Annotated in this window: 15 protein-coding genes; 2 read left to right on the forward strand and 13 right to left on the reverse strand. The window is 62.7% G+C overall.

The window, feature by feature from the left end; genetic code table 11:
• The first annotated feature begins 191 nt into the window (after positions 1 to 191).
• On the forward strand, positions 192 to 4,001 hold the full coding sequence (locus HMA55_RS09675) for a Pls/PosA family non-ribosomal peptide synthetase (RefSeq protein ID WP_181192840.1): 3,810 nt from the start codon (positions 192 to 194) through the stop codon (positions 3,999 to 4,001).
• A 4-nt stretch (positions 4,002 to 4,005) separates the two neighbouring features.
• Here the strand turns inward: HMA55_RS09675 and HMA55_RS09680 are convergent, their stop codons facing one another.
• From HMA55_RS09680 to HMA55_RS09710, 7 genes are all read right to left on the reverse strand, one after another.
• The gene (locus tag HMA55_RS09680) at positions 4,006 to 4,434 is read right to left on the reverse strand and encodes a GNAT family N-acetyltransferase (RefSeq protein WP_219910519.1); all 429 of its coding nucleotides are present in this window, start codon (positions 4,432 to 4,434) and stop codon (positions 4,006 to 4,008) included.
• A gap of 73 nt (positions 4,435 to 4,507) precedes the next feature.
• Entirely contained in the window at positions 4,508 to 4,792 is a 285-nt protein-coding gene (locus tag HMA55_RS09685) for a type II toxin-antitoxin system TacA family antitoxin (protein ID WP_181192842.1), read from the reverse strand.
• A gap of 142 nt (positions 4,793 to 4,934) precedes the next feature.
• On the reverse strand, positions 4,935 to 5,831 hold the full coding sequence (locus HMA55_RS09690) for a hypothetical protein (protein WP_181192843.1): 897 nt from the start codon (positions 5,829 to 5,831) through the stop codon (positions 4,935 to 4,937).
• A 135-nt stretch (positions 5,832 to 5,966) separates the two neighbouring features.
• Positions 5,967 to 6,680: a sortase family protein gene (locus HMA55_RS09695; RefSeq protein WP_257802556.1), complete on the reverse strand. Its 714-nt coding sequence runs from the start codon at positions 6,678 to 6,680 to the stop codon at positions 5,967 to 5,969.
• 68 nt (positions 6,681 to 6,748) lie between these two features.
• Positions 6,749 to 7,486 (reverse strand): hypothetical protein, encoded by a 738-nt coding sequence (locus HMA55_RS09700; protein ID WP_181192844.1) that lies wholly within the window; start codon positions 7,484 to 7,486, stop codon positions 6,749 to 6,751.
• A 26-nt stretch (positions 7,487 to 7,512) separates the two neighbouring features.
• Positions 7,513 to 8,019, reverse strand: coding sequence for a hypothetical protein (locus HMA55_RS09705; protein WP_181192845.1), 507 nt, complete (start codon positions 8,017 to 8,019; stop codon positions 7,513 to 7,515).
• Between the two features lie 111 nt (positions 8,020 to 8,130).
• Entirely contained in the window at positions 8,131 to 9,921 is a 1,791-nt protein-coding gene (locus HMA55_RS09710) for a metallophosphoesterase family protein (RefSeq protein ID WP_181192846.1), read from the reverse strand.
• Between the two features lie 546 nt (positions 9,922 to 10,467).
• Between HMA55_RS09710 and HMA55_RS09715 the strand changes: the two genes are divergently transcribed.
• Positions 10,468 to 10,899, forward strand: coding sequence for an HNH endonuclease (locus HMA55_RS09715; RefSeq protein ID WP_181192847.1), 432 nt, complete (start codon positions 10,468 to 10,470; stop codon positions 10,897 to 10,899).
• Between the two features lie 179 nt (positions 10,900 to 11,078).
• Here the strand turns inward: HMA55_RS09715 and HMA55_RS09720 are convergent, their stop codons facing one another.
• From HMA55_RS09720 to HMA55_RS09745, 6 genes are all read right to left on the reverse strand, one after another.
• Positions 11,079 to 14,489: an LPXTG cell wall anchor domain-containing protein gene (locus tag HMA55_RS09720; RefSeq protein WP_181192848.1), complete on the reverse strand. Its 3,411-nt coding sequence runs from the start codon at positions 14,487 to 14,489 to the stop codon at positions 11,079 to 11,081.
• A 24-nt stretch (positions 14,490 to 14,513) separates the two neighbouring features.
• Entirely contained in the window at positions 14,514 to 15,437 is a 924-nt protein-coding gene (locus HMA55_RS09725; RefSeq protein ID WP_181192849.1) for a prealbumin-like fold domain-containing protein, read from the reverse strand.
• A complete protein-coding gene (locus HMA55_RS09730) occupies positions 15,437 to 16,345 on the reverse strand; it encodes a class C sortase (protein ID WP_181192850.1) in 909 nt (302 codons plus the stop codon). Before HMA55_RS09730 ends, HMA55_RS09725 begins: the two co-directional genes overlap by 1 nt.
• A 171-nt stretch (positions 16,346 to 16,516) precedes the next feature.
• Positions 16,517 to 18,205: a SpaH/EbpB family LPXTG-anchored major pilin gene (locus HMA55_RS09735; RefSeq protein WP_181192851.1), complete on the reverse strand. Its 1,689-nt coding sequence runs from the start codon at positions 18,203 to 18,205 to the stop codon at positions 16,517 to 16,519.
• Between the two features lie 470 nt (positions 18,206 to 18,675).
• Positions 18,676 to 19,545: a class C sortase gene (locus tag HMA55_RS09740; protein ID WP_181192852.1), complete on the reverse strand. Its 870-nt coding sequence runs from the start codon at positions 19,543 to 19,545 to the stop codon at positions 18,676 to 18,678.
• On the reverse strand, positions 19,526 to 20,947 hold the full coding sequence (locus HMA55_RS09745; protein WP_181192853.1) for a hypothetical protein: 1,422 nt from the start codon (positions 20,945 to 20,947) through the stop codon (positions 19,526 to 19,528). Before HMA55_RS09745 ends, HMA55_RS09740 begins: the two co-directional genes overlap by 20 nt.
• Positions 20,948 to 20,973: the final 26 nt, after the last annotated feature.

Genomic DNA, 20,973 nt, shown 5'->3' on the forward strand with positions numbered 1-20,973 from the left:
TAGCGGCGTCCTCGGGTCCGCGCATGCCATAGCAGATCCAGCTATCTAGGCCCAGCTACCAAGGCTCTAGGGGGCGGTTAGCTGGTTCTTGGTAGCTGGATCCGCGGGGGCGGCGGTCTCAATGGGCGCAACCAAATAGTTGGCGTTTCCCACGATTTGCGGATTCTTCCGGCACCATTAGCCTTATCCGCATGTCTCAGCCCGACAATCCCCTCCTCCGCAGCCACTTGGCGCCGCCGGAGCGGACGCTTATCGACGTCCTCACGGCCACCGCCGCCGAGCACCCCGATGCCGCCGCCATCGATGACGGCGGCGCCAACTCCGCCGACGACGGCGTGCTCACCTACGCCGAGCTGGTGGAGGAAATCGAGCACCGCGCGGCTGGCATGCGTGCCAAGGGCGTGCGCGATGGGGGTCGCGTGGGGATCAGGATGACGTCGGGAAGCAGGGAGCTCTACCTCGCCATCCTGTCCACCATGCGCGCGGGCTGCGCGTACGTGCCGGTGGACGCGGACGACCCGGACGAGCGCGCGGAGACCGTCTTCGGCGAGGCGGACGTGGACGCGATCTGGACCGACGACGGCCTGCGGGTGCTCAAGCCCGCGCAGCCGGGCGAGCTCGGCGAGGTTACCCCGGACCACGACTGCTGGATCATTTTCACCTCGGGCTCGACGGGCAAACCAAAGGGCGTGGCGGTCACGCACCGCTCCGCGGCCGCGTTCGTGGACGCGGAGGCGCGCCTGTTCTGCCAGGACAACCCGCTGGGCCCGGACGACCGGGTGCTGGCCGGCCTGTCCGTGGCCTTCGACGCCTCCTGCGAGGAGATGTGGCTGGCGTGGGGCCACGGCGCCTGCCTGGTGCCCGCCCCGCGCGCGCTGGTGCGCTCCGGCCAGGACCTGGGACCGTGGCTGATCCGCCGCGACATCACGGTGGTCTCCACCGTGCCCACCCTTGCCGGCCTGTGGCCGAAGGAGGCGCTGGATAACATCCGTCTGCTCATCGTGGGCGGCGAGGCCTGCTCGCAGGAGCTGACGGACCGCCTGGCTGCGGGCCGCGAGATGTGGAACACCTACGGGCCCACCGAAGCGACCGTGGTGGCCAGCGCCAAGCAGCTGTCCCCGGGTGAGCCGGTGACCATCGGCTGGCCGCTGGACGGATGGGATCTCGCCATCGCAAGCGATGGCGAAGACGGGCAAGGCGAGCTGATCATCGGCGGCGTCGGGCTGGCCCGCTACTTGGACCCGGAGAAGGACGCGGAAAAGTACGCGCCGATGGGCGAATGGGAGCGCGCCTACCGCACCGGTGACCACGTCAAGCTCACCGACAACGGCCTGGCGTTTATCGGCCGCGCCGACGACCAGGTGAAAATCGGCGGACGCCGCATCGAGCTCGGTGAGGTGGAGGCCAACGTCGCCGCCCTCGACGGGGTGTACAACTCCGCCGTGGCGGTGCAAACGCTGCCGAGCGGCGACAAGGTGCTGGTGGGCTACGTCTCCCCCAACGAGGGCGCGGAGCTGGACGTTCAGCAGATGCGCGAGCGCCTCGCCGAGGTCATGCCGGCCGCGCTTGTGCCGCGCCTGCACGTGATGGACGAGCTGCCCATCCGCACCTCCGGCAAGGTGGATAAAAAGGCCTTGCCGTGGCCGCTGCCCGCCAGCGTCGACGCCGTGGGGCTGACCGACACCGAGGCGTGGGTGGCCCAGCAGTGGGTCGAGGTCCTCGGCCTGGACGTGCCGGGCCGAGACGCGGACTTCTTCGAACTCGGCGGCTCCTCGCTCGCGGCCGCCGCGCTGATCACGCGCCTGCGCGAGCGTGTGCCCACTATCGCGGTGCGCGACCTCTACGACCACCCCAGGTTGGAAACGCTTGCCTCGCTTATCGACGAGCTCACGCTTTCCCACCGCACCGCAACCCGCGAACGCGACGTGGCGCCCGTCGGCGCTGGTACGAGGATCGCGCAGACACTGCTGATGGTCCCGGTGATGACCCTGAAGGCCGCCACGGCCGTGACCTGGGTGGCCATCGCCGCGAACCTGTTGGGCTTGACGCAGCTGAGCTGGGCGTGGCTCGCCGCCGCGTTTGTGGTGCTGTGCACCCCGTTCGGCCGCATCCCCATCGGTGCGCTCGGCGCACGGCTGATCCGTGGCCGGGTGCAACCCGGTGTGTACCCGCGCGGAGGCGCGCAGCACGTGCGCTTGTGGGCCGCCGAGCGGTGGCTTACGGCATCTGGCGCGCTGAACATCTCCAGCGCCAACGCCGCCAAGATTACCGCCCGCATGCTGGGTGCGACGATTGGCAAGGGCGTGGACATGCACACCTTCGCCCCGGTCACCGGCCTGCTCACGGTCGGCGAGGGCGCCGCCATCGAGCCCGAGGTGGACTTATCGGGCGTGTGGCTCGACGGCGACGAGCTGCATGTGGGCGAGGTGCGCATCGGCGCGGAGGCCCGCGTCGGCGCGCGCTCCACGCTCATGCCCGGAACTGAGATCCGCGACGGCGCGCACGTGGAGGCCGGCTCCACCGTCACCGGCGAGAAACCCGTGAAGAAGGGCGCGCGCTGGGCGGGGTCGCCTGCCCGCAAGGTGGGCCGGTCCAAGCACCGCTTCCCGGACGAGCGCCCGCCGCGCCGCCCGCTGTGGGCGCTGGGCTACGGCCTGACGTCGCTGGTGCTGGCGCTGCTGCCGGCGACGGCCGGTGTCGCCGGCGTCGCCGCGACGGTGGGGCTGGCGCGCCTGGTGCAGACCACGTCGGTGTGGGGCCTGCTGGTGTTCGCACCAGTCGGCGGTCTGGTCTACATCGCCGCTGGATTGGGTTTGACGTGGGTGGCCGTGAGGTTGACGTCGATAGGCGTAAAGCCCGGCGTGTTCCCCGTGCGCAGCTTGCATGGCTGGGCGCTGTGGACCGTGACCAGGCTTATGGACGACGCCCGCACCCGCTACTTCCCCATCTACGCAGGCATGGCCACGCCGGTGTGGCTGCGTTCGCTCGGCGCGCAGATCGGGGAGAACGCCGAGGTCTCCACCGCCGTGATGGTGCCGAAGCTGACCGAGGTGCGCGACGGAGCCTTCCTCGCCGACGACACCATGGTGGGCACCTACGAACTCGGCGGCGGCTGGATCCGCACCGACCGCACCGTGGTGGGCAAACGCTCCTTCGTGGGCAACTCCGGCATGGTCGCGCCGGGCCGCAAGCTGGCGAAACAGTCGCTGGTGGCGGTGCTGTCAGCGTCGCCGAAGAAATCCAAGGCGGGCTCGAACTGGTGGGGCTCGCCGCCGGAGCGCATGCGCCGCGTCGAGGTGGAGGCCGCCGGCGAGGCGACCTACAAGCCGTCCGCGTCGCTGATGCGCAAGCGCGGGTTTGTGGAGACGTTGCGGCTGCTCGCCCCCATGACGCAAGCCGTGCTGGCGGCGGTGTTCGCCGCTTTTGTGGTGACGCTTCTGGAGCGCTTCGGCTTCTGGCCGTTCCTGCTCGGCGGCCTGGTGTGGATGGCCGTGGGCGTGCTGGCCGTGCTGTCCGCCGTGGTGGCGAAGTGGGTGCTGGTTGGCCGCCACCGCGCTGGCGAGCACCCGCTGTACTCCTGGTTTGTGTGGCTCAACGAGCTGCAGGACCAGTTCGTCGAGGTCGTGGCCGCGCCGTGGTTCTTCAACTGGGCCTCCGGTTCCGGCGAGATGAACCTGGCGCTGCGCGCGCTGGGCGTGCGCGTCGGCCGCGGCGCGTGGATCGAGTCCTACTGGTTCCCGGAGACGGACTTGTGCGTGGTGGGCCGCGGCGCGTCGGTCGGCCCGGGCACGGTGGTGCAGACGCACCTGTTCCAGGACCGCGTGATGTCCCTGGACACGGTCTCGATCCTGGACTCGGCGACGCTGGCCGCCCACTCGGTTTCCCTGCCAGGCTCCGTCATCGGCGCCGGCGCGACGGTGGGCCCGGGCTCGCTGGTCATGCGTGGCGACGAGGTGCCGGCCATGACCGTGTGGCAGGGCAACCCGGTGGAGCCGCAGTAGGGGTTTACGGCCCTACGATCTGCTCAATCCCCTTCATCGGCAGCAGCAGATGCAACGGCTCCCCCGGTATTTCGTGAAAATCGGCGTGTCGGAGGTAGAAATCCTTCGCCTGTTGATCCAACGCGTGGACCACGACGGCCGCCGCCCCAACCGCCGCGGCAGCCGTGAAACATCGCGCTAAAGCATCGCGCAGCAACGCTCTGCCGACACCTTTGCCCTGCGCATCCACGTCCACAGCCAGTCGAGCAAGAATAATTACGGGAATCGGATCCGGCCGACCTTTTGCGAAGTTTCCCGGCGCCGCTCCCTTTTCCAATCCCCCGGTGCAGATCGCGTAATATCCGGCGACCCGCGCGTTCCACGTCGACACATAGACAGCGCAGTTTTTCGCACGCTGATTTTGTAGTGCATACCGGTGGAACCACAAGTCCAAGGAAGCGACCCCACACCGAAACGACGCCCGATCATCGCTCTTGACCAATTGCCGCGGTGACTGAAGGACTCCGTCAGCCACCAAAGCTGAATTCCTTCCCGAATGGGCTTTCGCCCGCAAACAGCTCAGCCAACTTCCCAAAATCTGCTGGCCGCTCTAGAAGTTTCTCTACATGCGAGAAGTTCTCTTCACTCAGAACGAACCAGCGCTGATCAGCGAGCACCATTTCAGCTCGCTCAACCGCACTCTCCAACACAAACTCCGAGACTGACTTATTGGTCGCCTCTGCGGCCTGCCTGAGCCGATCATCTTGCAGTGCCGTGGTCCGAAGGTTCAATCGGCGATCTTTCACTGTCATTTTGACTCTCCCCTCTCATGCGTACGCACATTGTACACACGACAATTCTTCGCGCAACCGCTTTCAACAAGCGAAGGCCCCGCCTTGCGACGAATCGCAAAGCGGGGCCGACGATCTCAGAGCACTTCGGCGCTATAGAGCCTTAGACCGTCTCGCGGCGGCTGAAGGCGTAGCCCGCAGCGCCCACGATGGACAGGATCAGCAGCGCGACCAGACCGGCGGGCAGCTCCGCCACACCGGTGGAAGCGTTCATGCCGCGCTCGCCGTTCGCTGCGGCGGCGTTGCCGGCACCGTTCGCCGCGGCGCCAGCGCCAGCGTTACCTGCGTTGCCAGCGCCGGCGGCCGGGGCGCCGCCGTTGGCCTCGACCTGCTTGGCGATCTCATCGCCGTGGTCCTTCTTCACCTGCTCAGACTCGGCCTTCTCTTCCGGGGAGGCAGGCTGGTCGACGCGGTTCGGGTCCTTGACCAGGTCACCGTCCTTGTTCACGAAGTACTGCACACCGGCGATGATCAGGCCCAGGCCGGCGAGTGCACCCAGGGAGCCGAGCACGATCGCGGCAGTGTTGTCCTTGGTGGTCGGCGTGGCGGTGGCAGTGGCGGTACCTGTCGCGGTCTCCGTCGCAGTTGCCGTCGCGGTGCCGGTGGCGGTGCCCTCAGTGCCCGCGGCAGCGCCCGAGTCGCCCGCCGTTGCCGTTGCCGTTTCCGTGGCCGTCGCGGTAGCAGTGGCGGTTTCGGTCTCGGTCGCAGCCTGCTCATTGGAACCCAGGGAGTTCGACGAGGCCGGCTCCGAGCCCTCCGGGGCGCCCGGAAGCAGCTGGTCGTTCGGGTTTTCCGGGGCGTTGCCGGTCGCCTGCGCGGCACCGTCGCCAGTGCCGTTGCCGAAGATGCTCATATCGGCATCGTTCGGGCTGTCGGTGGCCTGCTGCACGCCGTCGTCGAGCTTCGGCGCGTTGCTCTCCTGAGCACCCGCAGTCGGGATTACGCCAGCACCAAGTGCAGCGGCGGTCGTCAGTGCGATTGCAGTCTTGTTCAAACGCATTGTCTGCTCCTTCACTTTCGGTTGTTTATCCCACCCACCTAATGCATCGGCCAGGTGGCGCGGTTACGTTACAACCGGACCCTCCACACACCCTGTCAGTTCGATACGAAATCCACGCACGATGGGCGCCGCGAGCTATCCCCGGGGGATGACTGGGGCGGGTTCGGCGGAGCCGTCGATAGGCCCGGCGACACCTGCAAACTGCCAGCCCACAACCGCATTTCGCACCGACTGTTGGTAGAACGGCGGCTGGATGCAACTGATTGTCAGCAACCTGCCAGGGGTGGGGCCGTCACCCCAGATGGAGGTGTCGCTGCTTAGTGACGCTTTCACCGGGTCGTGGAAGTCCGTCGCCGTGTACTTCAGCCACGCCTCGCCGGAGGCCTCGGTGCGCAGGTACAGCACGTCGCCGGCGCGGACGGTGTGGTGGTCGGCGGAGCCGTCGTAAAGCTTGTCGAAGACTGCCTCCACCCCGGAACCTGTGTGACCCGCGATGACCACAATGTCCTCGGCCTGCGAGCCCGGCAGCGCGTACGGGCGGTCGGGTGAGGTGTACGCGCACGCGAGGTCGAGCGTGGCCGGGTCGATGGTGCCGTCGTGCGCGCGACAATCATTCGGCTCGAAGTCCGCGACCAGGCCAATCGCGGGAATGTACATCTCCAGCGGGCGGCTGTCCGCGATGAACGGCGCCTCTTGCTGCGGCGCCGGCGCGGGGGCCTCGGCGGCGGGCGGTTCGGGCGCGGGCTCGTCGGTGGGCTGGTCGTTGCCGGTCCACCACAGGTATACGAGGGCCAGCAGCGTGACGACGACCAAAGGTCCAACCACGGACCGCCCAGAATGTGATGCCACGGCGTACTCCTTCCCAGTTCAATGACGCGATAGTAGTCCTGCTGGGCACCAAGACAATTTTCGGCGTTCTAGAGCTTCGGCGGCGGGAGCATCGGCTTCAAAGGATCAGGAACTCCGATTTCGCCTTGAGGACGCAGTCTCCGGATCTCGGTTAATACCGCTTGCCAGTGTCGGTCAGAAAGCGGTCCCCAATTCTCCATGTGACTGAGGTAGTCGCTGGAGAGCACGAAATTAATCGCCTTGCGCTCCGACTTGGTGAGATTGCGCTTCGGCTCAGTGACTGATGCGCAAGCGAGAAGCGCTAGGGAGTCTTGCACGTGCCGCTGGCGGTTGGCGTCCGGCTGGCGTAGTGCCCACCCTTTGATTGCTAGAGCGGACCAGACATTGGGGATACGGACGCTCCGGCCCTCGCCCACATCTACCTCAAGAATCTCTTTTTGCTTGCCGTCCGAATATCGCCCCAGAGCGGACTTTGACCCCGGGCACTTTACGACGCGAAACCCCAACCAGCGATCAGGCGTGAGGTTACTGTCTTTCCCCATAACATCGATGGCGAAACCGTTCTCCCGTTCGAAGCGATGGAGAGCCCCACTGCTATGCAATTGGTCGACTCTTTCGAAACCGTTCTTTTCAAGGCATGCCGCAACTCCGATTAGCGTCGAATCTCGAACAGGATCCACGACAATATCCACGTCGGATGTGGGGCGCTCGTAGGTGACCTCCCCTAAAACGCAGTGCACCTGGGTCATCGCCCCTCCGACTAACAACCAATCTTGTCCGTCGAGGATTTCAGCAGCTTCGGCCACGTGCTGGAAAATATTCGCTGCCATTGTTAAGCAGCAGTATTGGAGGCTGAAGCGAGGTGAGTCCGAATCGCGGTCTGAACGCGTGTATCTCCAAGCATGTACGCATCCGCAAAAGCCTGCATTTCGCTGGTGTCTTCCTCCCGGATGAGGAAACCGTGAGAGCTAACTTGATCGGACAATTCGGTAACTCCAGCGGAATAAAGCGCCCCGAAATCAGATACCTGGTAAAACTGCCGTCCCCCAGGCACGATTCCGAATCTCTCGATACCCAACAGCCCCGTTCCAGCTTGCACAAATCGCGCGCAGGGCACGTTGGTCATTCCGGTGAACACGAGGTCGAGGCCGGGCAGAGTCGCCGAAGCGCCGAACAAAGCCTCGAACTCGTCCGATACATAACGCGACATCGCTTGGGCTAACAGGTGGTTGACCGTCCCGTTCGCATCCAGAGCAACCAACCCTTTATCGACGATGCCTTGCAGCAACGACGCATCCACGCGATATCCAGATGCGGCTTGTTCGATGGTAAGTCTCACGGAACTCCTCCTCCCTGTAGCCCAGTTCAACTAAGTGTGAGCATATGCCGTTGATTAGGGCATTGCTACCCCGGGCAGTTCCGTCGAAACGCGCGCTGCAACCCCTCAGCGCTACCGAAGCCCCGCGATCGGAGCCGGGAGCAACCCGCGCAACTGGTCGCCAAACTGCGAGGCGATGAACGCGAAGGCCCCGCCAAGCGCCGCGACGATGCCGATGACCAGGGCGGCCTTCGCTCCGGCAGAGGAGCCCTCCGCCGAATCAGAATCAGCATCAGCGTCCGGGGTGGGCTCTGCCGGGGGCTGTACCGGAGGCGTCGATAGGCGGTGCTGCTTTGAAAAGTCCTGGTACTTGAGCATCTTTGCCTCGCCGTCGGGGTTGAGTAGGCTGCGGCCGTCCTTGAAGTCCCAGGCCTCGACGCGGATGCGGTCGTCGTAAACCTTCACGCGCAGGCCGGTGGCGGCCTTGTCGTCCACGATCTTTTCGTCGTGGTCGCCGTCCGGCAGGTACTCGTTGAGGATCGCGCCCGTGTTCACCACGGGGAAGCCGATGGCGCCTTGCGGGGTGCCGTCGTAACGCCTGGTGCCCCACCAGTTGTTCTGCTTCAGCGAGGAGTGCGAGTGGCTGGTGAACGCCACGATGTCGTTGTACTTGGACAGCACATCCGAGATGGCCTGCTCGTCCTCGAAATCGTTCTGGTACCAGGCGGAATGGCTCATCGACACCGTCCCCGGCAGCAGCGGGTGCGTGAACACCAGCGCGGTCACGCCCTGCTTATCCCAGTGCGCGAGGCGCTCGTCCAGCCACTTCAGCTGCTCGGCGGAGATGCGCTGGAACGGCTCCTTGCCGTCGCGGTCGACGTCCGAGTAGTACTCCGTGTTAATGCTGATCAGCGGGGTGTCGTCCACCACCACCTCGTTCCACGGCTTGTCCTGCCCGGAGTATTTGAGGAAGCGCTGCATGTGCACCTCCGAGGTTTCCTTGCCGTACATCTCGTGGTTGCCGATGGTCCACAGCTCCACGCCCGAATCGTGCGGGACCTCCTTGCGCGCGGCGAGGAACTTGTCCCACTGCTCCTGGCTGCCGTTATCCACCAGATCGCCGTTGATCACCAGCGCGCTGGCCTTCTCCGGCATGGCGTTGAGGCGCCGGACAGCCAGCTTGAAATCCTCCGGGTCGTCCTGCGTATCGGAGATGACGTCGATGACGGTGTTCGGCTTCTCCGCGGCCTGGGTGAACGGCGCGCGCACCGCGACGTTGTCCACTGCCCACCAGTAGTCGTCGTTGCCGCCGAGGTAGCTAAACGTCACCTGCATCGTCTTGGCGCCTTCCGGCACGTCGAGCTCGAAGTACTCGTGGGAGGAGTAGCGATCGCTAGTTAGCCTATCGACGACCTCCGGTTCCCCACCATCGAAACCCACCGCAACCCGTGCGGTTTGCCCCTTCTTGCCCTGCCGGTAGTGCTGGTCGAACTCGAGCGCGACCTTGCTCTGGCCGGCGATGTCGATCGGCTCGGTGGTCATGCGCGCGTCCATGGAGTCGCGCTCGGCGAGGCGCTGCTGCTTCGAATCGATGATGGCGAACTGGTCGTGCCCCTGGGTGAAAAAGTGGCGCTCGTCGGTGCCGGCGGCCCAGGTCCAGTGGCGCACGTCCGAGACGGTCCACCCGTTCCAGCGGGCCTCGCCCGAGGTCACGCCGTCGACGTCTTGCGACCAGCCCTTGGGCAGGTCGTGCGTGAAGTGGGCGGGGTTGTCCGCCCCGTCGAAGCTCTGGAAGTACAGGTACGGGCGGGTGGATTCGGGGAACGCCTCCGGCTGGGAGGCGTTGGCGGGAACGGTTGTGGTGGCGGCTGTGGCGGTGAAAACGGCAAAGGTGGTGACGGCGAGTGCGCGGCGGGACATCATGCGTCAAAAACTAGCGCCACCTGAGAGATCACGCAGCGCGAACTTGGAGGTTAGGCGAGCAACGTTCACCTTCCGTATTCCTGAAACTGGTTTTAACCGGAGATTGCGACAACCATTTTTGAACTACCGGGGGTTCTCTCGCCAGATGAAGGTGTCGCGTTGCTGAGCGACGCTCTCACCAAAACGTTGACCTACGGTGGTTGCCCCCGCACACAAAGAATCGGAAACCCTCAGCATCAGCAAGCGTTGCACCACACTAAAGTACGCACCCTGGAGACAATCATGCTCATGGGAATTTCGCTCCGATCAATCTGATGGTGTGGCCAATGCGCGAGAGTGCGCGCAAGGTACCCCTGCAGTTGATGTGGAGCCACTACCCGACCTCTCGTTGAAGGCGCGCCGGGCCGAGCGCTACTCGATACCCACCACACCAGTATTAACGAAGTGGCCCAAACATTTTCCAACACGCGCTATCCAGTTCCCCTAAAATCATAGCCATCGACCGAATTTAAGACTCCTTTCGTTTACGGTATGAAGTGAGGAAGAATGACTTCGCCAGCCCTAAAAGATCCAGCCGGTTTTTCTGGACAAACTTGGTTAACTCCTAGTGAATGGGAGACCTACAGGAAAGAAGTACCACGGAGGTTTTCAGGTAAGCGGCGCGAAGCAATCATCAAACGTGACGGTGAAAAATGTGCACACTGTAAAGGCAAGACTGGAATATTGCAGGTCACCCATATCGTTCCGTTTGACATTGGCGTGGTGGATTTCGGGCTCACACCTTGGTGGCTGACTCAAGATGAAAATCTCGCTCTAGCACATAAAAACAATTGCAGCTCGCACGTGAGACTGGGCATCGAAGCTATTCCATCTTATCTGACTACCAAGGGGCTTAACTTGTCAGATAGCCCCGCAGCCAAATCGGGCAGGCTCAAATTCGTCACTGTTAACGGTACGATCCGGCCAGAATTCACGTAATGCCTTCTGCGAGCAGGAGTACACGAGAACTTCCCAGCCCCAAGGTCTGCAACAACTTTGCATAGGTTTTCTTCTCTTATCCAGACGGTTTCTAAGCGGAAAGCCACACCAAGACGCCCAGCTAATCATTGCTGATTAGCTGGGCCCCCACGACGCTCGGTTAGACCGCACTCCGGTGCTTAGGCTGTGACCTTGCGCCTGCCCATCAAGGCACCCGCGGCGATGAGCGCACCGCCGATCAGGATCGGGAGTTGGACACCCACGCCACCGGTCTTCGGCATGTTGCCTTGGCGGACGTTGGCGACCTGGAGGTATCCGGTGGCTGCGTCGAACTCCTGCGGACGCTCAGTCCACAGTCCGGCACCGATCAATTCCGATTTCCAGTCCTCGCCGTCACGAATCTGGACGACGTATCCGTTTTCACCGGACACGATTTGGAACTCCACCGGCGCGACGAGCAGGGAGTACTGCTGGCCATCCTTGGTAGGTGCCTGCGTCTCGACGAGGTAGTACGTCTTCGCGGAACCGAGCTTCGCCTCAGTCTTGTACGTCTGCGAGTCCTCGTCCCAATTGACTGCGAACGGGCCTTCACCTTTCCGTTCCGAACGAACTTCAAACTTCGCGTTCGAAAGCGTTGACATATCGGTCGCATCGAGCTTCTCAAGCTCGAGCTTTACGAACTCGTCCTTGGGCTCGTAATTCGAAACGACACAGGTCACATGACTGAAAACCGGCACTTCAACCTTGAAGCCAGCATCTCCATCGTTAACCATAGGGACGTCCGCAACGAAATCCCCTACAGACTGGGTGCACTTCGCGTTTGCTCCATTTATCGGGAGCAGTTTGTAGCCATCTTTCAGCGTCTCAGCCACCTCAATGTTAGTGGCTTCCTTGGACTCGATACGCCAAGATGCGAGACCATCCTGGTTTGTTGTCTTGGAGGAGTTTGCAGTAAGAGTTCCGTCGCCCGGGTCGAGGACTGAACCAGAAGTACTCAAAGTGTTGAAAGTCCAGTCAGAAGCACCTTCTTCAAGCAACTTACCGTCTTGGTCGACGATATTCTTTTTGACGGTGAAGCTACTTTCGCAGTTCTCCTTCAACTTCGAAGCGATCGCGTCTAGTTCTTTACCGAGCTGTGCGTATCCACCCGCCACCCTTATGGCGTCGCCATTACCGGAGATATCTTCACCCATCGTCACGACACTGCGGTAGCCGTAGGTCCACAAACTTTGATTGGAAGTAATTTCGCGGTCGTCCTTGATATAGAACTTCAAATACTTTCTATCGACCGCTTCTTTGGCGTTCACTACCGTATCCAAACCATTCCCCGGGTACACCATGCGGTCATCCTCGGGATAACGGAGTGACCTGGTAGAGCTCATGCCAAGCGCGCCTTTCGGTGCCGCCCAGTTAGGTATAACGTCCTTTAACACGTAATCGCCTTCGACCGTGTTTCCGGCTCGCAACTTCAGATCGACCATGAGTGGCACCACTCTAGTTCCGTCTGCCTTAAGCTCGTTAGCAGCGTGAACGGCATTCTTTAGAGATGTTGCCTGCACAAACGCACCGGAATTCATCTGACCTTTACTCGCACTGAGCAGCGGTTGCCATCCACTGTCATCCCAGGTAGGCATGCCATCCGTTATGAAATATACGGCATCATAACCTTTGCCGCCGACAAGAGACAGAGCTGCCTCCCAGTTTGTCGCACCACCATTCTGCTCCGTCCAAGAGTTGATGGCATTTTTTACCTGGTTCACTCCCTGCTGTGTCTGGATAGATACTGCACCGCCGGGAGTCTGGGTCTGAGCGGTACGAGCAAAGCTGTAGACCCCTACTTTCGTCGTGGTGCCGGCGAGCTTGTCTACCAAGGATTTGGCTGAAGTTCTGGTTTTCTCGAAAGCGTCGACGCCATCAGCATATTGCAACGACGTCGAGACGTCTGCAACAATTGCGATCTTCAAACCGCACTTCTCTGGAAGCGCCGGATTCGGCACTCGTCCGGGAAGAAAATTGGACCGATCCGGCTCGGACACAGGCTCCGTCGCTTCCGGCGGCCGCTGAACTGAAGTTCCGAAAACCGTCACTTTTGCGTCAATATCAACTGGTCCGTCACTAAACCTTGTCGTCAGTTTCAAGTTCGCACCCTTTTCTACAAGGGCACTCTCAACACGCTTACCATTCTTGACTGGGTAGACCTCGAAAGTCACCGAGTTGCTCGACGCCGAAATTACACGACGCTCCAGAGTGACTCCGCTCTCGATAAGATCGATCGTCAGACCGTAGTTTTCCACGGCTAGGAAGCTGTTGGGCGCACTCACTTCTACGAGTGCACGCTCGAAATTTGTACGATCGTCGAAGGAAGAAGTGGTGGTGTAAGGGTTGTCTCCCTCTGTCCGCGCCGGGCTCAACTTAACCGAGCCGTTCGGGTCAGCAACCACATTGAATCGTTTACCACCGCCCGACTCGTACGACCCATACAGCTCCATCGTGTAATCCGACTGTGCGTTTCCGGTCCCGGGACCACTGAAATCAATCTCGATGTTGTCGCCTGATCCTTGCCAAACGGCGATCTGGGGATCACAAGCGCTCAGGTCAATAGAAATGGAGTTAACCGACCCACCATTCGCTGCGGAACGACGGCTCAACTCGGTGACCTGATGCGGCTGGACCGCGCAGGTTTCGGTACCACCGTTCTTACGAATGGTGATCGGTCCGGAAAGTGAGTACTTCGCAGAGGTGTTGTTGTGGGTCAGCACCAGCTCGGTCAGATACACGTTCCTCGCAGCGTACTGACCGCCGATACTCGTTTTGAGCGTGCCTCGGGGCGCTGTATCGCCGTTCGGACCGGAAATACCACTGTAGCTCTTTTGGTTTAGCGAAAGACCAATCCGTGAATTACCTTGCGTCGCAGCACGCGCCATACCAACACCTTCCGGATTCACGGTCGCCGCAGCCTGGTCGGTGCGTCCGTACCCGGTTTCCGAAAGCTCACGGGCGGTCGGTACCTCGTCCGGCTCCGCAATTGCGTACTCGCCGGCCTCGGTGGTTTCGACCTCGATCTCGATCTTCATCGGCGGAATCGTCCAGAAGGCGTCCTCGTCGATACCGATGACGTCAAAGTCCTCGCCGTTGACGTAGCCGAAGTACTCAGGCTCCAATTCTTCGCCGTCGGCGACAACCTTCACGATGCGGGTGATGTCGCCATCACCGATACGCTTCACGCCCCAGATGTACTCGTCAGATGCCTTGCGGCCGGAGTCCCAGGGGTTGTCATCTGTGTCGCGAATGGTGATGTGGTCGACATCGCCTTCACGCTCGACCGTCACAGAGTTCGGCTCAGCCACGGCCGGCTTAGGTGTAGCAGAAGACGTTTGGGAAGAAGACGGAGTCTCGGTCGCGGTTGTCGTGGAAGCAGTAGTTTCGGCAGCACTCGTCGTTGTCTCAGCCGCAGTCTCCTGCGCGTCCACCGGGTACGAGCCCAGACCGGCGGCGAGTGCCACGGAGGCAACCACGGCAGCAACGCCGCGGACCGAGCGACGTGCGCGCGAGCTAGCAGTTCGCGCTGCAGGCTTCAAAATCTTTCGCATAATCGTTTTCCTAAATCCGCTGTTCTACCGTGATTGCTCTACGTTCTTGCTGCGCCGGGCCAGGACAAACCCGACCAGGATCAGCAGGCCGCCCAGGCCCGCCGCCCACAGGACGTTCGCGCCGGTGTAGGCCAGGTCGCCGCTGCGTTCTTTATCTGCTGGCGGCTGCGTCACCGTGGTGACGGAACCGTTCGGCTGCGTGGTCACGTACGTCGACGGCCGCGTGGTGATCACCGTGGTCGAGCCGTTCGGCATCGTTGAGGTGATCGTGGACTCAACCGGGGTGAACTCCGTGGTGCGCTCGGTGGAGGTCTCGGTGGTTTTCTCCGTGGTGTTCTCGGTCGTGCGCTCCGTCGTCGTCGACGTCGATGGCGACGGCGTCGGGGTGGAGGTTGGCGGCTCGCCGCCGTCGCTGCCATCCCACTTGGTCACCACCACGTTCTCATACTTGAACTGGGTGCCACGCACGTCACCGAGCGGGAGGATGATCAGCTGTGGGCTGGACACGTGGTACTCGTGCCCGTCGTCCGGGGCGTCTTCCTCCAGCAGGTAAAGCCCGGGCTTCAGGTTGTCGAAGCCGGCTGCGCCCTTCTCGCTCGTCTGGGCGGTGGCGATTGGGGTGAGGCCTTTGGCTTTAGCGTCGTTAAGCGAAAGCTTCTTGGCACCCGCGCGCCCTTCATCCGTGGTGACATCCACGCCCTTGACCAACGACAACTTGAACGTCGCACCGGCGATGGCCGGCGGCTTCTCCCCTGCCGGCACATCGTCGTACGGGTTCGTCGCCGCTTTCTTCACCATCAACGAGATCGGCTGGGTGGTGTCCACGCTCGCCGCCGGGATGTCGCGGTCATTGCCGCTGATCACCTTCGCGTCGGCAGCGGGGCCGAAGAACCCGCACGCAAGGACTGACGCCGCGCCGAGCGCCGCCACAAACTTCGAAGTGCGCATTAGGACAGAACCTCTCTAGTCATGGCGTCCTTGCGGTCGCTTTTCTTCTTCTCGCGGATGATCCACCAGATCAGCGCCAGCAGAACAGTGAGCGCCACGGCGCCGAGCACCCACATCCACCACTGGACGGTGGAGGTGGACTCGTCGAGCACCTTGGCTTCGTCCGGATCCAGCGGCACGCGCTCGGCGTGCACCAGCAGACGGTGAGTGTTGATGCCGTACGGGGTGCAGGTCACCAGCGTGAGCAGGTCGCGGCCGGCCTCCGCGCGCAGGCTGTCGGTCTCGTCCGGCAACACGACCTCGGTCTTGTACACCTGGTACTTCAGGCGCTTGCCGAAGGTGGAGATGTAGATTGCATCGCCTTCCTTGACGTCCACGAGGTCGTCAAAAAGCGTCGCGGTGGTCAGGCCAGTGTGGCCGGTGATCACGGAGTGGAACCCTTCGCCGCCGGTGGGCAGCGCGGAACCGTACAGGTGGCCGAGGCCCTTTTGCAGCGTGTTGTCGCTGGTGCCGTGGTAGACAGGCAGGCGAACGTCGATGGACGGGATCGCCAGCTGCGACATCGCGGACACACCTGCGAGGTGGCTTTCGTACTCCTTGTACTCCGCGTTGTCCTCGCTGATGCGCGCCAGCCATGGATCCAGGATCGGGCCGTCAGTGTGCGTGCGGTTGTACTCCACCGCTGCCTCGTACGCGCGGTTGACCTGCTCCGGCGGCACGACCTGCAGTTTCTCCTCGTACTGCTTGGCCACTTGCTCTTGCACGTGGTTGTTCCACTGCGTGGAAATCACCGGGTACATCAGCACGATCAGCCCAACGAGAATGATGAGGACAGGCAGGCCGACGCGCTGGAAGAACGACTTCTGCGCCGGCTGCTGCCGGTGCTTCGCCTTCACTGCAGTAGTCACCTGTCGTGTCCTCTCTTTGGGGTCATCGCCTATCGACGACCTCAGGTTTCAAACTGGGGCAGGAATTTTTCGCCCTCCTGCCGGCGGGCGTGCGCGTCCCGGTCGGTTCGCCGGGGCGGCGTCCGGCCTAGCGCTTGCTAGCAGCCACTAGACCTAGGTCCGCGCTTGCGCCTATGCGGACTGGGAGTTGCGGCGTGCCGCGTAGACACCGCCGCCGATGATCGCGAGGCCAGCCAGCGCGATGATCAGCACACCCATGCCACCGGTGGAAGGCAGCAGTGGCGGGGTAGTCGTATCCGGCTTGTTAGGCACATCCTTCGCAGCCTCGATGACGAGGTTGCCATCCTCACCCGCTTCAACGCCTTCCTTCTTCAAAGTGAACTCGAAGACGTTGGGGTTCAGGATGTAGCCTGCCGGGGCCTCGGTCTCGACCACGCAGTACTTCTTGTCAATGGCCTCAGTGTCATTCTGCAGGTCAGTGACGTGGAGACCGTTGAAAACCAGCTTGCCGTCCTTATTAGTCTCACCAGTGCGGATCAGGTTCGCCGAATTAGTGTCAGCGGTCAAGGCTGCCTTGTCGGTCGTATCGCAGTTCTTGTACAGCGCGAACTTCGCACCCTTAAGAGCGCCCTCGTTGCCGTCCTTAGCACCGTTCGAGTTTTCGTCCTTGAACTTGTTGATGACAATGTCGCCCTTGTAGGTGTTGACCGTCACCGGCGGCACCGGCGGTTCGTCCGTCGGCGGAGTGTCACCCGGCGGGGTGTCACCCGGCGGGGTGTCCTCCGGCGGGTTATTCGGATCCCAACCTTCCTTCGGGGTGATCTCGTTCGCGACCAGGCGCACCGTGTTGTTAATGTGGTCATCTGCGCCATCAAGGAGGTTGGCACCCGTGAAGGTCACGGTGACCTCGGAGTCTGCTTTCAGCATCCACGGCTCGTTGAACTTGATGTAGTAGCCGGCGTTAACCTTTTCAGCCTTGTTGTACGACTTAGCCTGCTCTTCGGTCAGCTCGATGATCTTGTAGTCGTCGGCAGTAACGGCCTGACCGTTCCGCAACGTCGCGTCAACGGTGACCTTATTCAGGTCAAACTTAATCTCGGTTTTGTCGTAGGTATCGATGAAACCGAAGTCATTCAGCGCCTGGCCTTCTTGGGCGGAAGGCACGCGAGACTTCAGGGTGTAGGTGACATCATCCGCTTCCTTATCGTTACCTGCGGTGTTGTCATCTGCATCCTCAACAGACTTGTCGAGCTCGAGGTAGGTGTTCTTCGGGAAAACGTGAACATTGGAGTTCCAGCCGGTGCCCTCATCGTTTGTCATCGGCAGGAATACGATGAACGGAGCGCTCTTCTGGTACTTCTGCGATCCCTCAACATCCGGAGTCTTAGTCTCGCGAACCAGGTACGCACCAGCCGGCAGATTAGCAGTCGCAACGCCCTCGCCCGCAGTCACCATCGTGGTAGCAGCACCAAGGGCAACCTCACCAGTTGCGCCGGTGAAGGAGTAGTCCTCCGCGGTACCGGTGACACCCAGCTTTGCGAGCTCGTTGAAGTCTGCCTGGGTGTGAATATCCTTGTTCTTGCCGCCAATTGCGGTGATCCGCTGAACCTCGAAAGTCACACCGTTCAGCGCCGAGCCAGATGCAGCATCATTCTCAGAGCCAGTGGCCGGCCCATAAGACTGCGGATTCTGCTTCTTGTGGATGGTGAAGTTCACCGTGTCAGGAATAGTCGCCGCTGCCGGTGCAGCCGCGGAGGTCTCCTGCGCCAGCGCGTCCTGCGCGGCGATGCCAGTCGAGCCGGCGAAAGTCAGGCCCGCGGCGATCGCGATCGCAGCGGTCTTCTTGATGGCAATTGCCATGGGGAATCCTTTCGGAAGTTCGGAGTTCACTGGGCCCGTTTTTGGTCAGCGAGAAGAGGATTTTCAGTGGCCGGGAGGGGTTTACCCCCCTCCCGTTGAATTGGCCTCTGGGCCCAGCTTGGGCGCCGCTGGTAAAAATATCGACAATCGCAAGCTTTGTAAAGAGGTTTTGTCCGCGGTTTTCCAGGTTCTCAGCAGGTTATCAGCGTTTTTCATCCAGCCGAGCCCGGTTTATTCACCGCAATCCCGTGGAAAAGGTCCGTAACCAGTGGTCACGCAGTTTTGATTAGTCGCCATTTATACGGCGTGTGTTTCTAGCCACTTTTTCACTACACACCTCTCGCGGTTTTCTCAGTAAAGGGTCCAATTGCGCTGATTGTCGGCATCGAACCAGGTCAGTGCCAAAATCGGCCGGGTGCCCCCGAGGGGTCGCGTGGGTGGCCGGGGGTGACGTCCAAAAGCAAAGGCCCCTAGTCGGCGGTCTGCAGATCCGCCTCGCGGCGCCGCTTCTTCCGCCGGTCCCGCCAGCGTTTCCACAGGATAAGCAGGAGCACCAGCAGGATGAGCACGAGCACCGCGATCATCCACCAGGACCACACGAAGGCGTCCACGGTGGGCTCCGGGGTGTCCGGGTCCAGGGGCGCGCGCTCGGCGTGCACGAGCAGACGGTCCGTGTTCAGCCCGTACGGGGTGCAGGTGATCAGCGTGATCTTGTCTTTGCCGGGTTCGTAGGTCACGGCGTCGTAGTCGTCGGGCTTGACCACCTCGCGCGACGTCATGCGGTAGCGCAGGCGCTCGCCGAGCACGTCGATGAATATGTCGTCGCCGGGCTTGAGCATGGGCAGCTGGTCGAACATCGCCGCGTTGACCATGCCGGTGTGCGCCGAGATCACCGCGTTAGTGCCGTCGCCGCCGACGGGCAGGGTGGAGCCGTACATGTGCCCGGCGCCGTCGTAAAGCACGTCCGGCCTGGTGGTGTGGTACACGGGCAGGTCCACATTGATGCGTGGAATGCGCACGCGCGCCATCACGTGGTAGCTCTCCGGCAGGGTCAGCTGGGACATGTAGTCGTCGAAGCCGGGGTCCTCGTCACGCGGGGCGCGCGCGTGGGGGCCGGCTGCCAGCAACCGGTCGTTGTACTCGTGGGCGCGGGCGAGCTCGCGGGCCTTGGTGTCGTCGCTGAGCTCCTGCACCGCGCCCGCGTACTCTTCGTTCTGCTTAATCTGCCGGTACTGCGCGGACAGCGTGGACGCGATCGGGTACAGCAACAGCAGCGCCCCCAAGATCAGCACGATCCAGGAGACGACGTTGCTGCCGCGCTTACTCTTCTTCTTCGCCATTACGCCTGCGCAGAATCAGTCCGAGGATGATCAGCAGCACCGCCACGCCCGTGATGCCGATGACGCCCGCGCCGGTGTACGCGAGGTTGCCTACGCGCTCGCCTATCGACGGCGTCCCGTCCCCCTCGCCCCTCCTCACCACGGTTTCAGTCACAGTGGCCATGGAACCGTCCGCACGCGTGGTCTCCCGAGTGACCACCTCGGTGACGGTGGCGTCGGAGGGGGCGGCGCTGGTCTGAGTTTGGGCTTCGGTCTCGGTCTCGGTGCTGGGCTGGTCGTCGTCGGTGACGGTGGTGGTTGCGGCGGCAGCGTCGAAGCACTTGCCGCGCTGCACCACGTTGATGTGGTTGACGTGCTCGACGGTGACGGGCGCGCGGGTGGCGTCCATGCCGTCTGCCGTCAGCGTCGCGGTGGCTGCGAGGTCCCCGAGCGTGGCGTTGCGTACCGGGCCGCTGCCCCACGGCTTCTTCTCGTTCGCCTTCGCCGGCACCCAGGTCTCAACCGTGGTGGCCGGATCCAGCGACTTCGCGCGGGCGAGCTTGGCCAGGCCCGCGCTGGTGAGCGTGAAGGTCGCCTCGTCGTTGCCCTGCTGCTGCTCGTCGTAGTCCTCGCCGCGCTTCAGCTCGGTTCTCTCGCCCGCGCCGTGGATGGTCAGGCGCGGGGCCTGCAGCTTGGTCACCGGTTGGTCTTTGCGCGCCGTGCCCGGCACCTGCTTCGAGGTGGTCGCCGCCGCTGCGTCGAAGCGCAGCACCTGGTCGCCTCGCGCCACCACGCTGCGGGGCCCGTCATTGTCCCACTGCACGGTGTGGCCGCGCGAGAACTCCAAGGTCAACGCGTACTGGTTCAGCGTGCCGTCGGTGGACAGGTTCGGCACGGTGGAGACGAAGTCGTACTCCACGTACGTGCCGGGGGCTGCAGCGTCGCGCCACTCCGGGGTATTGCACGCCGTCAACGGGTCCACGCTAATCCCCAGCTCCTGCGCCTTCGGCGCCACCACCTGCGCCGGCTTGTCCGGGGTCACCGCCACCACGAACGGGGCGTACGACACGCGCGCGTCCTGCGTATCCGGGTTGTCTGCCACCCGCACCAGGTACACGCCGGTGTCAAGGCCCGTGAAGGTGGCGGTGCCGTCCGAGGTCGTTCTGGTGCCCACCTTGCGCAGGCGTTCAGGGTGGTCGCGGGTGATCGCCGGGATGTCCAGGGATTGGAGGGTTTCGGGGGTGGGCCGGAGGTCGTCGATAAGCAACAGCTCCACATCGCGGTCCCCGATGCGCGCGAACCAGTCCGCGCCGACGCTTTCGCGGAGATCGACCCGGAGGTCGGCGGCGGATGCGGCGGGCGCGCAGGCAAGGAAGGCAGCGGCGAGCGCGACGGCAAGCCTGGGTGCCCTGCGTGAGTGCATGGTGTCCTTCCTTGTCGTGGTGGGGG

The organism is Corynebacterium wankanglinii, assembly GCF_013601005.1.
Taxonomy (GTDB): domain Bacteria; phylum Actinomycetota; class Actinomycetes; order Mycobacteriales; family Mycobacteriaceae; genus Corynebacterium; species Corynebacterium wankanglinii.

Coding starts and splice junctions, on each gene's coding strand:
- HMA55_RS09675 (WP_181192840.1), top strand. CDS start 192: ATGTCTCAGCCCGACAATCCCCTCCTCCGCAGCCACTTGGCGCCGCCG.
- HMA55_RS09685 (WP_181192842.1), bottom strand. CDS start 4,792: ATGACAGTGAAAGATCGCCGATTGAACCTTCGGACCACGGCACTGCAA.
- HMA55_RS09690 (WP_181192843.1), bottom strand. CDS start 5,831: ATGCGTTTGAACAAGACTGCAATCGCACTGACGACCGCCGCTGCACTT.
- HMA55_RS09710 (WP_181192846.1), bottom strand. CDS start 9,921: ATGATGTCCCGCCGCGCACTCGCCGTCACCACCTTTGCCGTTTTCACC.
- HMA55_RS09715 (WP_181192847.1), top strand. CDS start 10,468: ATGACTTCGCCAGCCCTAAAAGATCCAGCCGGTTTTTCTGGACAAACT.
- HMA55_RS09720 (WP_181192848.1), bottom strand. CDS start 14,489: ATGCGAAAGATTTTGAAGCCTGCAGCGCGAACTGCTAGCTCGCGCGCA.
- HMA55_RS09725 (WP_181192849.1), bottom strand. CDS start 15,437: ATGCGCACTTCGAAGTTTGTGGCGGCGCTCGGCGCGGCGTCAGTCCTT.
- HMA55_RS09735 (WP_181192851.1), bottom strand. CDS start 18,205: ATGGCAATTGCCATCAAGAAGACCGCTGCGATCGCGATCGCCGCGGGC.
- HMA55_RS09740 (WP_181192852.1), bottom strand. CDS start 19,545: ATGGCGAAGAAGAAGAGTAAGCGCGGCAGCAACGTCGTCTCCTGGATC.
- HMA55_RS09745 (WP_181192853.1), bottom strand. CDS start 20,947: ATGCACTCACGCAGGGCACCCAGGCTTGCCGTCGCGCTCGCCGCTGCC.